This is a genomic window from Kribbella voronezhensis (assembly GCF_004365175.1).
Taxonomy (GTDB): domain Bacteria; phylum Actinomycetota; class Actinomycetes; order Propionibacteriales; family Kribbellaceae; genus Kribbella; species Kribbella voronezhensis.
In genome coordinates this window covers 2,701,034-2,715,190 of record NZ_SOCE01000001.1, presented here as the reverse complement: position 1 = coordinate 2,715,190, position 14,157 = coordinate 2,701,034, and the positions used below count along the sequence as shown (strand labels likewise).

At 68.5% G+C, this 14,157-nt stretch carries 14 protein-coding genes; 10 read left to right on the top strand and 4 right to left on the bottom strand.

Translation table 11 applies throughout. From position 1 onward, the window contains the following. The first annotated feature begins 49 nt into the window (after positions 1 to 49). A complete protein-coding gene (locus EV138_RS12265) occupies positions 50 to 1,981 on the top strand; it encodes a GAF domain-containing sensor histidine kinase (protein WP_166678563.1) in 1,932 nt (643 codons plus the stop codon). Next, the gene (locus EV138_RS12260) at positions 1,978 to 2,610 is read left to right on the top strand and encodes a response regulator (RefSeq protein ID WP_133978788.1); all 633 of its coding nucleotides are present in this window, start codon (positions 1,978 to 1,980) and stop codon (positions 2,608 to 2,610) included. Before EV138_RS12265 ends, EV138_RS12260 begins: the two co-directional genes overlap by 4 nt. Before the next feature lie 71 nt (positions 2,611 to 2,681). On the opposite strand, the gene EV138_RS12255 is transcribed toward EV138_RS12260, so the two are convergent. Continuing rightward, the gene (locus EV138_RS12255) at positions 2,682 to 3,506 is read right to left on the bottom strand and encodes an LLM class flavin-dependent oxidoreductase (protein WP_133978786.1); all 825 of its coding nucleotides are present in this window, start codon (positions 3,504 to 3,506) and stop codon (positions 2,682 to 2,684) included. A gap of 109 nt (positions 3,507 to 3,615) precedes the next feature. Here EV138_RS12255 and ygfZ point away from each other — a divergent pair, with 109 nt between their 5' ends. From ygfZ to EV138_RS12220, 6 genes are all read left to right on the top strand, one after another. Then, entirely contained in the window at positions 3,616 to 4,635 is a 1,020-nt protein-coding gene (gene ygfZ, locus EV138_RS12250) for a CAF17-like 4Fe-4S cluster assembly/insertion protein YgfZ (protein WP_133978784.1), read from the top strand. A gap of 68 nt (positions 4,636 to 4,703) precedes the next feature. Continuing rightward, a complete protein-coding gene (locus EV138_RS12245; RefSeq protein WP_133978782.1) occupies positions 4,704 to 5,705 on the top strand; it encodes an asparaginase in 1,002 nt (333 codons plus the stop codon). Positions 5,706 to 6,447: 742 nt separating this feature from the next. Beyond that, positions 6,448 to 7,023, top strand: coding sequence for a helix-turn-helix domain-containing protein (locus tag EV138_RS38470; protein ID WP_202866698.1), 576 nt, complete (start codon positions 6,448 to 6,450; stop codon positions 7,021 to 7,023). A gap of 79 nt (positions 7,024 to 7,102) precedes the next feature. Beyond that, positions 7,103 to 7,669, top strand: a complete 567-nt coding sequence (locus EV138_RS12230; RefSeq protein ID WP_133978778.1) for a hypothetical protein — start codon at positions 7,103 to 7,105, stop codon at positions 7,667 to 7,669. Positions 7,670 to 7,773: 104 nt separating this feature from the next. Beyond that, on the top strand, positions 7,774 to 8,124 hold the full coding sequence (locus tag EV138_RS12225; protein ID WP_112244708.1) for a DUF2516 family protein: 351 nt from the start codon (positions 7,774 to 7,776) through the stop codon (positions 8,122 to 8,124). A 67-nt stretch (positions 8,125 to 8,191) separates the two neighbouring features. Continuing rightward, on the top strand, positions 8,192 to 8,608 hold the full coding sequence (locus EV138_RS12220) for a DUF4232 domain-containing protein (protein ID WP_133978775.1): 417 nt from the start codon (positions 8,192 to 8,194) through the stop codon (positions 8,606 to 8,608). Positions 8,609 to 8,863: 255 nt separating this feature from the next. Here the strand turns inward: EV138_RS12220 and EV138_RS12215 are convergent, their stop codons facing one another. Beyond that, a complete protein-coding gene (locus EV138_RS12215; RefSeq protein ID WP_133978773.1) occupies positions 8,864 to 9,730 on the bottom strand; it encodes a L,D-transpeptidase family protein in 867 nt (288 codons plus the stop codon). A 183-nt stretch (positions 9,731 to 9,913) separates the two neighbouring features. Between EV138_RS12215 and EV138_RS12210 the strand changes: the two genes are divergently transcribed. After that, the gene (locus EV138_RS12210) at positions 9,914 to 10,453 is read left to right on the top strand and encodes a macro domain-containing protein (protein ID WP_133978770.1); all 540 of its coding nucleotides are present in this window, start codon (positions 9,914 to 9,916) and stop codon (positions 10,451 to 10,453) included. Positions 10,454 to 10,459: 6 nt separating this feature from the next. On the opposite strand, the gene EV138_RS12205 is transcribed toward EV138_RS12210, so the two are convergent. Next, a complete protein-coding gene (locus EV138_RS12205) occupies positions 10,460 to 11,047 on the bottom strand; it encodes a L,D-transpeptidase (RefSeq protein ID WP_133978768.1) in 588 nt (195 codons plus the stop codon). 184 nt (positions 11,048 to 11,231) lie between these two features. After that, positions 11,232 to 13,094: a translational GTPase TypA gene (gene typA / locus EV138_RS12200; protein ID WP_133978766.1), complete on the bottom strand. Its 1,863-nt coding sequence runs from the start codon at positions 13,092 to 13,094 to the stop codon at positions 11,232 to 11,234. A gap of 325 nt (positions 13,095 to 13,419) precedes the next feature. Between typA and EV138_RS12195 the strand changes: the two genes are divergently transcribed. Further along, positions 13,420 to 14,055, top strand: a complete 636-nt coding sequence (locus EV138_RS12195; RefSeq protein WP_133978764.1) for a TetR/AcrR family transcriptional regulator — start codon at positions 13,420 to 13,422, stop codon at positions 14,053 to 14,055. Positions 14,056 to 14,157: the final 102 nt, after the last annotated feature.

Below are 14,157 nucleotides of genomic sequence, written 5' to 3'. Positions count from 1 at the left end.
GGGAGTCGACTCCCTGTCGGAGTGGGGCGAACGGGGTGATCATGGCCGTATGCGGAGGGGAAACCTCGCGGCAGCCGTCGCGGCCATCGCTCTTCTGCTCGCCACTGTCGCGGTCGGCGGGGCGCTGGTGGTCGGTCTCGACGCGAGTACGGCGGTATCGAGCTATCTGGTCACCAACGTCGCCATCGGACTGTCCGCCACTCCGGGCGGCTACCTGATCGCTCGCTACCGACCCTCGAGCCCGATCGGCTGGCTGCTGCTCGGTCTCGGAATCGCGCCGCTGCTCACGGCCGCGATGGTGCCGCTGATCGCCGCGGGCAACGAAGCCGGCTGGCCTCAGCCGGCGCTGCGGCTGGTTGTCACGATCATGAGTTTCAGCTGGGCCTGGGGTGTCTTCTGCTGCCTGCCCCTCGCCTTGCAGCTGTTCCCGACCGGCAGGCCGGTCAGTCCCCGGTGGCGCGGGCTGATCTGGTTGACGGTGATCATGTCGGTCATCGGTGGCTTCTCGACCGGGCCGACCCCGGAGTACGGCGCCTCGTCGTACCTGGTCTCGCCGTGGTGGAAGACTGGCGAGCAGGTCGCGGGGGTTCTCGCGCCGCTCGTCGTACTGCTGACCGTCGCCGGTCTGATCGTGCGGTTCGTCAAGGCCGATGAAGTGGTGCGGCAACAGTTGCTCTGGCTCGTCGTCGCCGTCCTGCTGGTGATCATCGTCAACGTCCCGTCGTGGTTCTCCCTGCCGACAGGAGGGGAGATCTTCCTGCTGCTGAGCTTCCCGCTGATCCCGGCGGCGATGACGGTCGCGGTGCTCCGGCACGGGCTGTTCGACGTACGGCTCGTGCTCTCACGACTCCTCCTGTACGGCGTACTGACGGCCGGCGTGGTTGGCAGCTATCTGGCGTTGGTCGCTGTGCTCAACCAGGTCCTCAACTCGGCCGGTGCGCCGGTATTGGCCACTTTGGTGGTCGCGCTCGTGTTCAACCCGGTCCGCCTGCGGCTCCAGCGGCTGGTCGATCAAGCCTTGTACGGCGTTCGCCGCGACCCGGTCCAAGCGGTCTCCGTCGTTGGCCGTCAACTCGCCGGCGACGATCTCACTGGTGTCCTGGAATCGCTGCGAGAGGCGCTCCGGCTTCCGTACGCCGCGATCGAACGCGGCGAGGAGAGCGTGGCCACCAGCGGGAACCGGCCGGTCGAGGTAGCGGTCTTTCCGTTGCGACACAAGGCTGATGTCGTCGGATGTCTCGTCATCGGCGCCCGCCGGGGGGAGCGGCACCTGTCGAAGGCGGACCAGGCCGTGCTCGACCTGCTGGCTACACCATTGGCCGTTGCATTGCACTCGACCGCCCTCCGCGACCAGCTCCGGGAATCGCGCGATCGGTTGCTTACGGCAACTATCGATGAGCGGGCCCGACTGCACCGCGATCTGCACGACAGCCTGGGCCCCGTGCTGACCGGAGCCGCGTTCACCGCGGACGGTGCCGCCCTGGCCGCCCGCACGAATCCCGAGCGGGCCGGGCAACTCGCGACGCAGCTCGGGATGCAGTTGCGCGAGGCAATTACCGACGTACGACGCATCGTGTATGCGCTGCGGCCTCCGGTTCTGGATCAGCTCGGACTGGTCGCGGCCCTGCGGCAGCAGGAGCATGGTCTCGGCGATGTCGCCCTCACTGTCGATGCGCCGCAGGCCCTGCCGGAGCTGCCGACCGCTGTCGAGGTGGCCGCCTACCGGATCGCGAGCGAGGCGCTGACGAACATCGTCCGGCACTCGACCGCACGACAGGCCGTGGTGTCGCTGACTGCTGACGCGGGCGCGCTGAAGCTCACCATCACCGATGACGGCGAGTCCGTGCGTGCTTGGCCGACGGGCGTCGGTCTGGAGTCGATCCGCGCCCGTGCCACCGAACTCGGTGGCGCGTGTGAGGCAGGTCCGACGGCCCAGGGCGGTCGGGTGGCCGCAGTACTGCCGTACCGGGGAGCCTCATGATCAGAGTTCTCGTCGCCGATGACCATCCCGTCGTCCGGGACGGATTGCGGGCGCTGTTCGACGAACTGCCGGACGTCGCGCTGGTCGGTGAGGCGGCGACCGGGCGGGAGGCGATCAGGGCCGCGGTCACCGAGCGCCCCGACGTGGTGATCATGGACCTGGCCATGCCCGACGTCGACGGCTTCGCGGCGACCGCGGAGATCGGCCGGGTCGCGCCGGAGGTCGCGGTCCTCGTGCTCACCATGACCGACGACGACCGGACGCTCAGCCGCGCGGTCCATGCCGGGGCCAAGGGATATCTGCTGAAGGGCGCCACGAAGGACGAGATCCTCCGTGCCGTGACCGCTGTCGCCGCCGGCGAGGCGATCTTCGGCCCGGCGGTGGCGCGCCGGCTGCTCGGGCAGCTGACCGCGCCGCGTGACCCGTTCCCACAGCTGACCCCGCGCGAGCGGGAGGTGCTCGACCTGCTGGCGACCGGTTGCTCGAACTCGGTGATCGCCGGACACCTGGGGCTGTCGCTGAAGACCGTGAACAACCTGACGTCCTCGATCTTCACGAAGTTGCACGTCGCGGGCCGGACGGAAGCCGCGTTGCTCGCCCGCGACCAAGGCCTCGGCCAGAGCCGCTGAGCCCGGTCGCGCAGAGCCGTTGAGCCCGGGCCTGCGCCGGTGACTGGCGGTAGGCCCGGGCCGGGTGGTTGTCAGCGGCCGGCGAGGAGTTCGACGACCGGGGCCAGTTCTTCCAGGTAGGTCGCGTTGACGCTGATGTAGGAGGCGCCGAAGTCGTCGCGGCGGCGCTGGAGCTCGTCGGCCATCTGCTGCGGCGTGCCAGGCAGCAGCATCAGCGAATCGCTCTTGGCCAGCGTCTCGGCGTCCACCCCAGCGGCCTGCTTCGTCCAGGGCGGCAGGTCGCCGTCGCCGACCGCGAACAGATTTATCGCCAGTTCGATGTCGTCGGCTCGCGAACCTGCCAGCTCCCGAAGGTCTCGCGCCAGCGCGGCGACCTCCGAGCGCGGCGTCATCGCCGGCTTGGCGAGCGAGACGATGTCGGCCCGCTCCGCCGCCATCGCCAGCGATTTGGGCCCACCCGCGGCCAGCATGATCGGCGTACGCCGCTCGCCGTCCAGCTTGATCAGGTGATCCAGCGTTTCGAGCACCTGCGCACGCCGCTCCTGCGCGGTCCCGAACGGCAACCCGAGCTCGGCCGCGAACTCCGCCGCGGTCGGACGCCCGGTACCGATCCCGAAGTCGAACCGTCCATCGGTCAGGACCGTCAGCGTGTGCGCGTCCCACGCCGCTGCTCGCGGCGGCCGCAGCGGAGCCGCCGCGACGAAGGTCCCCACCCGGATGTCGGCACTCGCCGCCGCGATCGCCAGCGAGGGGAACGGCGACAGCAGTTGCAGCCCGTCGGGCATCAGGATCGTGCTGTACCCGAGGTCGGCGGCCCGTCGTACGGTCGACTGCCAGGCCTCGGCGCCTCGGTCCGGACTGGCGACCACACCGAACCGGAATCGCTTGCCTGTCATCGTTGTCTCCTCTCACCGGGTTTGTGCTTCCAGCGTCGCCGTGATCGGGGTTGTCCACATCCCACGACGGGAGGCGTTCGGCGTACGCCGGGAGACGTACTCTGGTGATATGTCAACGAAGCCCTTGAGAGCACGCAGCCCTTTGCTGGACCTGCCCGGCGCGGTCGAGGCCGACGGGCTCGACGCCGGGGTGGCGGCTCACTACGGGTCGGATCTCCGCGAGCAACGGGCGCTGGCGGCCGGTCAGGGGTATGTCGATCTGTCCCATCGCGACGTGGTCACGATCACCGGCCCGGACCGGCTCACCTGGCTGCACGCGCTGACGACCCAGTATTTCGAGGGCATGCGACCCGGTACTTCGACGACCGCGCTGCTGCTGTCGCCGACCGGGCACATCGAGCACGCTATGTACGGCTTCGACGACGGCGAGACGTTCTGGCTGCACACCGAGCCGGGTGCCGCGGCGGCGCTCGTCGAGTGGCTGCAGAAGATGGTGTTCATGTCGCGCGTCGAGATCAAGGACGTGACCGACGACTACGCGATCGTCTGGCGGCCGGGAGCGCCTTCGGGTGAGTCGGGCTACGTGGTCCGGTCCGGTGCGGATTCGCTTGGTGGGCATGAGGTTTTCGTGCCGCGGGGTGAGTTGGCGTCGTACGTCGCGTCGGCCGGGCAGCCTGCGGGGGTGTGGGCGTACGAGGCGCTTCGGATCGAGGCGGGTGCGCCGCGGCTCGGGCTGGACACGGACGAGCGCGCGATTCCGAACGAGGTGGGCTGGCTCGGCGTCGGCGTACATCTCGAGAAGGGCTGCTATCGCGGGCAGGAGACGGTCGCGCGGGTGCACAATCTCGGGCGGCCGCCGCGTCGGCTGGTGCGGTTGCATCTCGACGGGTCGGTCGATCACCTGCCGGGCCATGGGTACGCAGTACGGGTTGGGGACAAGCAGGTCGGGTTCGTCGGGTCGGCTGCGCGGCATCACGAGTACGGGCCGATCGCGCTCGCGTTGATCAAGCGCTCGGTGGACCCCGAGGCGGTTCTGGAGGTTGTCGCCGACGATCAGCCGACCGTCACGGCGACGCAGGAAATCCTGGTCGATCCCGAGGTCGGTCTGCACGTCCGCGCCCGGCTCTGAAACCCTGTGAGACGGATCATGGTCAACCTGGGTTTTTGCACCTGTCGTCTGAGCCGTACAGTGCAGCCGTGACCGAACCTGTGATCCTCGCCGACGTCGTCCGCAGCGGTTTCGTGGAGGGCCATCACCGTGGCTCCGTCGTGGTGACCGCCCCGGACGGATCCGTGGAGTGGTCCGTCGGCGTCGTCGACCGGCCGATGTTCCCGCGCTCGTCGAACAAGCCGATGCAGGCACTCGGCATGCTTCGCAGCGGGCTCGACCTCGACGGCGAACTCCTCGCGCTCGCCGGGGCGTCGCACTCGGGCGAGGAGTTCCACCTGGACGGCGTACGGCGAATCCTGGCGGGCGCCGGCCTGGACGAGACCGCGCTGCGTACGCCGCCGGCGTACCCGATCGACGAGCAGGCACGCGACGAGTGGGTCCGCACCGGTCACGCCATCGAGCCGATCACGATGAACTGCTCCGGCAAGCACGCCGCGATGATCGCCACCTGCGCGGTGAACGGCTGGCCGATCCACGACGACGCGCGTGCCAAGAGCCCGGACGGCGTCTGGGGTCGCGACGACTACCGCTCGCCCGAACACCCGGTCCAGCAGGCGATCCGCACCGCGATCGAGGACTCGGCCGGCGAGAAGGTCTCGTACGTCGCGGTCGACGGCTGTGGCGCACCCTTGCTGGCCATCAGCCTGGCCGGCCTGGCGCGCTCCTTCGGCCTCTTCGCCAGTGCGGCGCCGGAGACCTTCGAGGGTCGCATCGCGAACGCCTTCCGCGGCTACCCCGAGTACGCGAGCGGGAGTAGGCGCGACGAAGCCGCCCTGATGAAATCGGTCCCGGGCCTCCTCTGCAAGGCAGGCGCCGAAAGCGTGTACGCCGTGGGTCTCGCCGACGGCCGCGGCCTCGCCGTCAAGGTAGAAGACGGCCAGCCCCGAGCCCGCGCGGTTGTCATGGCCGCCGTACTCCAACACCTCGACATCACCAACGAGGTCATCGACGCCCAGACCCGCTATCCCCTGTACGGCGGCGGCGTCGAGGTCGGCTCGGTCCACCCGAGCCCGACCCTCTTCAACTAGTCCGGGATGCTGCCGACCGCCGTACCGGTGCGTCCATAAGCGGAGCGTGTCGGCTCATTCGACATCTGGCTTGGACACCGCGCCGGCGCGGCAAAAGAGTGGGCCTATGACGTATCGCGACTCGGCCCGACCCGGTCAGAGGGTTCTCATCGCGGGCCTCGGCGGATCCGGCAAGACCACACTCGCGCGAGCCCTCGGACCTGTCCTAGGGCTGCCGGTGTACGAGCTCGACACCATGTACTACGGGCCCGACTTACGCATGTCCCCGACGTTTGAAGAAGACATCGAACACCTCCTCGGTTCCGGCTCTTGGCTGCTCGACTCCCAGGGGCCGCCTGTGGATTCCGCGGCGCCGCCCCGGGTGCGGGCGAGGCTGTGGGAGTGCGCCGACACACTGGTGTGGCTCGACTATCCACGGCGAGTGGTGCTGGCCAGAGCCATTCGGCGCTCCTTGCGAAGAATCCTTACCAGGCAACGACTTTGGCACGGGCACCGCGAATCGCCACTCTGGTGGCTGCGTACCGATCATCCGATCCGCAAGGCGTGGCGACTGACGGCTGTCAGGCAGCAGGAGCTGACAGCACGAACAACTGATCCCCAGTGGGCGCACGTGACGGTAGTTCGCCTTCGCTCTCCACGAGAGACCGCTGACTGGCTCGCGGCAGTCGCGTGTAGTGCAGGGTGATTGGGCTCACGGTGGGGAGTGCTTGCAATTGCAAGCGGGTGCTAGCACACTGGGGATATGGCCAGATTGGGTGATCGTGTTGCCGGTGGGATGGGTTCGGTGGGGGAGTACCTCGCCGAGCAGCGCCGGCACGCGCAGCTTTCGCTGCGGCAGTTGTCCGATCTCGCCGGTGTGTCGAACCCGTACCTCAGCCAGATCGAGCGCGGCCTGCGGAAACCGTCGGCCGATGTGCTGCAGCAGCTCGCGAAGGCGTTGCGGATCTCCGCAGAGACCCTGTACGTGCGGGCCGGCATCCTCGATCCGGACGACGGTTCCGACGGCGCTCGCCGGGCGACCGGCGTGGTTGACGCCGTACTGCTCGATCCCGCGCTGAACGAGCGGCAGAAGCGCGTCCTGCTAGACGTGTACGGCTCCTTCGTCCGTGAGAACACACCCGACACCGCGGTCGCGACCCCGGCCCAGGCAGCGGCGACCGACGCCGCCGCCGAGCAGGTCGCCCAGGCAACGAAGCCGACCGCCCGGAAGGCCGCCCCGGCGAAGAAGCCGGCGCAGACCGCGGCCGCCCAGAAGGCAGCCGCGGCGAAGAAGCCGGCCGCCAAGAAGACCCCTGCAAGAAAACGCACTACCGGCTAGCCGGCCCCTCACGGACCGGCCGCGCCCGAACCACCGCAGTACAGACCCCGCTGAAACCAATGCTCCGAGGAGATGCCTGATGGCAACCCGTACCTCCGTCACGCCCCTTTACGTCATCGCCGGCGCCGGCGACCTGGCCGTCGAGAAGTTCCGCGCGGTCAGCGGCGACGTGTCCAGCCGCTTCGCCAAGCTGGACCAGAAGACCGTGCAGACCACCCTGCAGACCGAGCTGACCAAGCGTCAGGCCGAGCTCCAGGCCGAACTCGCCAAGCGGCAGGCCGAGCTGGCCAAGCGCTTCGAGGCGCTCGCTGCCGACGCCAAGACCGTACCGGCCAAGCTCGCCGGCCTGCCCGCCGTCGCCCAGGCCGGTCTCACCACCGTCCTCGGCCAGGCCGAGGAGACCTACGAGGAACTGGCCGCCCGCGGTCAGGAGATCGTCGGCCGGATCCGCCACCAGAAGGCCACCGAGGACCTGGTCGCGCAGGCCAAGACCACGGTGAGCAAGGCCAAGGCCACCCGCACCACCGCGCGCAAGACGGCCCAGACCGCCGAGCGCAACGTCAAGGCGACCACGACCAGCGCCCGCAAGACCGCGAAGAGCGCCACCAAGGCCGCCTCGGCCGCGGCGTCCAAGGTCGGCGACTGAGCGTAGTTCCGCGACCGCCAGGCCGTGACACCACCAGCATGGGTGGTCCACTTTCTGCCGCTGAGCAGAGGTGGGCCACCCATCGCTGCGTTAGGCTCGTACGCATGCTCGCACTCGCCACGTTCCCTACCCTGTTCCCGGGGTTCGCGAATCCGATCGACGTCATCTGGTGGGTGCTGCTCGGCCTCAAGCTGGTCGCGTTGCTCGACGCCGCCTTCCGCCCGCGCGCGGTCTTCGTCGCGGCGGACAAGCTCACCAAGCCCGGCTGGGTCCTGATCCTGGCCACCTTCACCCTCAGCCAGATCTTCCAGAGCTGGCTCAGCTTCTTCGGCCTGATCGGAATCGTCGCCGCCGGCGTCTACCTCGTCGACGCCCGCCCCGCCCTCCGCGCCGCCGCCGGCCGAGGCCGAGGCGGCTGGGGCATCCGCCGCCGCCGAGGCCCCCGCCCGCTGTAGTTCATCTGCCCGCTCGCTGCCGGAGAGGTCGCCGGGCTGAGGTGGGTGCCGGGGGGATGCTGGAGCTATGAACGAGATCGAGATAGCAGAGGCGCGGGCCGGTGAGGTCGAGTTCAAGCTGGCGTGGCAGGACACGTCTGGTGGACTGGAAGGCACGCTCGAAGCGGTCAACATCTGTGAACATCCCGTCAGGCTGACTGGCAAGCCGGGACTCATGCCGCTCGGCGCCGACGGGGAACCGCTGGACGCCATAGGGGCGGTGTCGCTGGAGGCTCGCTTACCCGGGTACGTCGTACTGAGTCCGGGCGAAAGGGCGATTGCGCCAGTCGGCTGGGCGGGCTGGGACGGCCCGCCCGCGAGCGGTGCGTTCATCGTCTCCTGGGACGGAGGCCAGACCGAGGTTCGCCCCGCCGGCCCGGTACAACCGCAACGCACCGGTCCGGCGACCAATCTTTGGAGCTCCTGGTTCGCAACCGCTGAGTGATCCTTGCGGTCGCATGCAGACTGCGCTGCCGACGACCTAGCGGCGACGGACGAGCGGCGTCGTGGGGTGGGTGGTCGACGCGGAGGCGCGCTGCGGGCGTTTGTTGTACGACCTTGGTTCCGGCGATCGCGCCAGGCGACTTGGCCCGCCTTGGCGATTAGCCGCGACGGAGGAGCGGCGTGCTGGGGTGGGTGGGTCGAGCGGCCGACGGAGGAGGCGCGATGCGGGGGATTTTCCCCGTAGTACGAGCTGAATCTACGAGCGGTAGACGATGACCTTGTCGCCTACGTGGACCTGGGCGAAGAGGGACTTGATTTTGGTGAGGTCTCGGACGTTGACACAGCCGTGGGAGGCGCCGGCGTAGCCTCGGGCGGCGAAGTCGGAGGAGTAGTGGACGGCTTGGCCGCCGCTGAAGAACATCGCGTACGGCATCTTCGAGTCGTACAGCTTGGAGACGTGGTCGATGCTCTTCCAGCCGACCGTGAAGCCGCCTTCGCGGGTTGCGGTCTTCTGGGCGCCGAAGCGGACGTCCATCGTCATCTTGACGACGCCGTCGACGACGTAGCGTAGTTTGCGGCTGGTCTTGTCGATGCAGAGAGCGACGCCGGTCGCGCACCGCTGGTCGAGTTTCTTGCCGTCGACGACAGGGGCGGGCGGGAAGAGTTCGGTCTGGGTCGGCTCGTGCGTTGCGGCGGTCAGCTTCGTCCAGGTGTTCTGGTCGACATAGCCGAGCGGTGGGATCCCGTGCGCGGTCTGGAACTTCTTCACCGCGGCCCGCGTCATCGTCCCGAACGAATCGTCCTGGTACTGCTTGGTGAGCAGCTTGAGCTGGACGAGGCGCGCTTCCACCTTGCGTACGTCGGCTCCGCTGGAACCGTTGCGCCACAGCGCCTTGGGGTAGATCGGCAGCTCACCGGACACCTCGAACGGCACCGTCTTCAGCTCAGCCGTCGAGGCCGTCGAAGCGGTCGAAGCCGTCGAAGCGGTCGAGCCCGTCGAGCCGGTCGACGAGGGTGCCGCGGTCGCCGTCGTTCCGGCACCGGCCACGGCGGCGATCGCGGCCGTGACGACGGCTGCGGCCAGTACGTGGCGGAAGGCCGGCGCCTTACGGAAGAAACGCATCGGGACCCCTCGTGGTCGATCTGCCCCCGCATAAGCTGGGACGTCCTCACGGACCGCTTGGTTGGCGCCGGGCGGGCGCCGGTACCGGAGTGTCACCCCGGTGCGCGCCCAGCGTAGGTTGCAGAACACAACCGGGTCACCTCTCGTGAGCAGTTCGTGACCTGTCACACAAGGAGGAGCCCGATGGAGATCGTGCTCAGTACTGATGACATCACCACGGTCGCCACCGACGCGATCGTCAACGCGGCCCACCATGCCCTTCGCGGCGGGGGCGGCGTGGACGGCGCCATCCACCGAGCCGGTGGGCCCTCGATCCTGGCCGAGTGCATCGAGCGGTACCCGAACGGGGTGCCGACGGGCCAGGCCGGCTGGACCACAGCGGGCAACCTCCCCGCGCAGTACGTGATCCATGTCGTCGGGCCCAACTACGTCGCAGGGCAACGCGATCCGGCCTTGCTGGAGTCCGCCTACCGCAACGCGCTGCGGATCGCCGACGAGTTGTCCGTACGCCGGATGACGCTGCCGGCCGTGTCGGCAGGGATCTACGGCTGGCCTGCGCAGGAAGCAGCCGACATCGCAGTACGGACATTGCTTCGTACGCCGACCGAGGTGACCCAGGCGACCTTCTGCCTCATCAATCCCGGGCTCTACAAGGCGTTCGCGAAGGCGCTGGAGAACGAAGAACGCGGCGACCCGGAATCCGGGCCGCCGCGCAAAACGTAGTACCGATCAGGCGCTGTAGATGAGCACCTTGGTGCCGACCGGGACGCGCGCGAAGATCCAAGCGAGCTTGGCCTTGTCGCGGACGTTCAGGCAGCCGTGCGACGCGCCGTTGTAGCCGCGGGCGCGGAAGTCGGCCGAGTAGTGGATCGCTTCGCCGCCGCTGAAGAACATCGCGTACGGCATCGGCGACTTGTACAGCGAGGACACGTGGTTCTTCGACTTGCGGTAGACCTTGAAGCTGCCGTTCCGGGTCGGCGTCCGCGGCGCGCCGTAGCGGGCGTCGACGACGGCCTGGAGCTTGCCGTTGACCATGAAGACGAGCTTGCGGGTCTTCTTGTTCGAGCAGAGGATCCGGCCGGTCATGCAGCGCTTGTCCAGCCGCAGCTTGCCCGGGACCAGTGTGCTGGCCGCCGTCGACTTCGTGGCGACCTTCGGCGCGACGACAGCCTTGGGCGCAACCTTCGGCGCTGCCGCCAGGACCGGTGCGGCCTGGGCGACAGGTGCGGCAGCGTCCGCCGTGGCGGCCGTCAGAACGCCTACACCCAACATCGCGACTGCCGTCGTGGTGGCGCCGAGCTTACGCAGAATGCTCATGTCTCTTTTTCCTTCCCCCAACTGAGTGACTTACAACTAGACAGACGCAGCGGCGGCCCGCCTGGTTGATAACGATCCGAAACTTTCTCCCCGCCGGATCCCACAACCAGGTCAGCGACCACCGCGTTGGGCTCAGCCTATCGAGCCCCACCGACAGATTGCTCAGGCCCTACAGACAGAAAACTCAGGCCTTGCTCTTGCGGCCGAGCTTCGCGCGCTCGATCTGGGTCAGCGCGACCTTACGGATGCGAACGGCATCCGGAGTCACCTCGACACACTCGTCCTCGCGGCAGAACTCCAGCGACTGCTCGAGCGACAGCTTGCGGGCCGGGACGAGCTTCTCGAACTCGTCGGCGTTCGACCGGACGTTGGTCATCTTCTTCTCACGGGTGATGTTCACGTCCATGTCGTCGGCGCGCGAGTTCTCGCCGACCACCATGCCCTCGTAGACATCGGTGCCCGGCTCGCAGAACATCGTGCCGCGCTCCTGCAGGTTCACCATCGCGTACGACGTGGTGACGCCGGTGCGGTCGGAGACCAGCGAGCCCGACGGGCGGGTGCGTAGCTCGCCGAACCAGGGCTCGTAACCCTCGAAGACGTGGTGCGCGATACCCGTACCGCGGGTGTCGGTGAGGAACTCGGTGCGGAAGCCGATCAGGCCGCGGGCCGGCACCAGGAACTCCATCCGGACCCAGCCGGTGCCGTGGTTGGTCATCTGCTCCATCCGGCCCTTGCGGACCGCGAGCAGCTGGGTGACGGTGCCGAGGTACTCCTCCGGGCAGTCGATCGTCAGCCGCTCGACCGGCTCGTGCCGCTTGCCGTTGATCTCCTTGGCGACCACCTGCGGCTTGCCGACGGTCAGCTCGTACCCCTCGCGGCGCATCTGCTCGACCAGGATGGCCAGCGCCAGCTCGCCACGGCCCTGCACCTCCCAGGTGTCCGGACGCTCGGTCGGCAGCACCTTCAGCGACACGTTGCCGACCAGTTCGCGGTCGAGGCGGTCCTTGACCAGCCGGGCGGTGACCTTGGTGCCCTTGATCCGGCCGGCCAGCGGCGAGGTGTTGGTGCCGATCGTCATCGAGATGGCCGGCTCGTCCACGGTGATCAGCGGCAGCGGCTTCGGGTCGTCGGCGTCGGCCAGCGTGTCGCCGATCATGATCTCCGGGATGCCGGCGATCGCGACGATGTCACCCGGCCCGGCCGAGTCGCCGGGCACCCGCTCGAGCGCCTCGGTGATCAGCAGTTCGGTGATCTTGACCTTCTGGATCGAGCCGTCGTGCTTGCACCAGGCGACCTGGGCGCCCTTCTTCAGGGTGCCCTCGTGCACGCGGACCAGCGCGAGCCGGCCGAGGAACGGGGAGGCGTCCAGGTTGGTGACGTGCGCCTGCAGCGGAGCGCCTTCCGTGTACGACGGAGCCGGCACGTTCGCCAGGATCGTCTCGAACAGCGGCTCGAGGTCCTCGGAGTCCGGCAGGCCGCCGTCGGCCGGCTGGTTCAGCGAGGCGCGGCCGGCCCGGGCCGAGGCATACACGACCGGGAAGTCGAGCGCGCTCTGGTCGGCGTCGTGGTCCAGCAGGTCCAGGAACAACTCGTAGGTCTCGTCGACGACCTCGGCGATGCGGGCGTCCGGCCGGTCCACCTTGTTCACGACCAGGATGACCGGCATGTTGCGGGCGAGCGCCTTACGCAGTACGAACCGCGTCTGCGGCAGCGGGCCCTCGGAAGCGTCGACCAGCAGGACGATCGCGTCCACCATCGACAGGCCGCGCTCGACCTCACCACCGAAGTCGGCGTGGCCGGGGGTGTCGATGATGTTCAGCGTCATCTGCTCGCCGTTGGCCATCTTGTGCCGCACGGCGGTGTTCTTGGCGAGGATCGTGATGCCCTTCTCACGCTCCAGGTCGCCGGAGTCCATCGCCCGTTCGTCGACGTGCTGGTGGGCTCCGAACGCGCCGGACTGCCACAGCATCGCGTCGACCAGGGTGGTCTTCCCGTGGTCGACGTGGGCCACGATGGCCACGTTGCGCAGATCATTACGGAGGGGCATGCGGAAGCGCTCCAAGCATAATTCGTCGGCGTCGGCCTGCGAGGCGTTCGGCCAGATGGGTTCAGGCGGTGGCTACGGGGGATCTACGTGCCACTCGACAGGCAGGGCGCAGCCGGTCCATGGTACCGGTGACACACGGTGTCCACGAAACCGGTTGTGACATTCGTTCGCTGTCCGTACAGTCTATGAGTGTCGCGATCCGCGGCCGCAGGCTCCGGGGGCGGTCCCGGGCGTGCCGAGTGTCCGTGGGGGGTTGCTCGGCCCGGCCCGGGTCCGAACGCCCCGATCCGTTCCTCCCGGGTTGGAAGAAAGGGCAGCGATCCGCTTGCCGCGCTCCGCCAGTACCAATGCCGAACTGCGGGAGAAGTCCCGCGAACGCATCCTCGCGGCCGCGCTCGAGGTCTTTGCCGAGAAGGGCTACGAGGCCGCGTCGATCTCCGACGTCACGGAGCGTGCCGGGGTGTCCCGCGGGCTGGTCACCTACTACTTCCCCGGCAAGACCCGGCTGGCGGCCGAACTGCTCGACCGCTGGCTCGACGGCATCGCCGGCATCATCGAACTCCCAGGTACGGCGGACGAACGGCTCGCCGGCATCATCGACGGGGCCCTGATGGCAGCCGCCTCGACCCTGCCGATCCAGCGCCTCGCGATCTCCCTGATGATGCAGCCCGGCACCCACCCCGTCTTCGCCGAGGTGGAAGCCGCCAAGTCGGCCCGCCTGTCCCAGGTCGAAGACGCCATCCGCTCGATCTTCGCCGCCCGCGGCGCCCCCGACCCGACCGTCGAAGAAATGTTGCTCAGAGCAACCCTCGAAGGCATCACCGTCAAAATGGCGATCTACCCGAGCACCTTCCCGCTGGAAGCCATCCGCCACCGCCTGTACGCCGGCTACGCCCTCCCCACCCCCACCACACCCCTCCCCATCCACTCCCCACCCCCCGACCGCCTCCGCGCCCACTGATCCAGTGAATCGGCTTCGCGGATTTGCGATGGAGCGATTACTCAGGGTTAGATGTAACGGCACGGTCACGGCCTGGGGGATGGACAGATATGTCGCACGCAC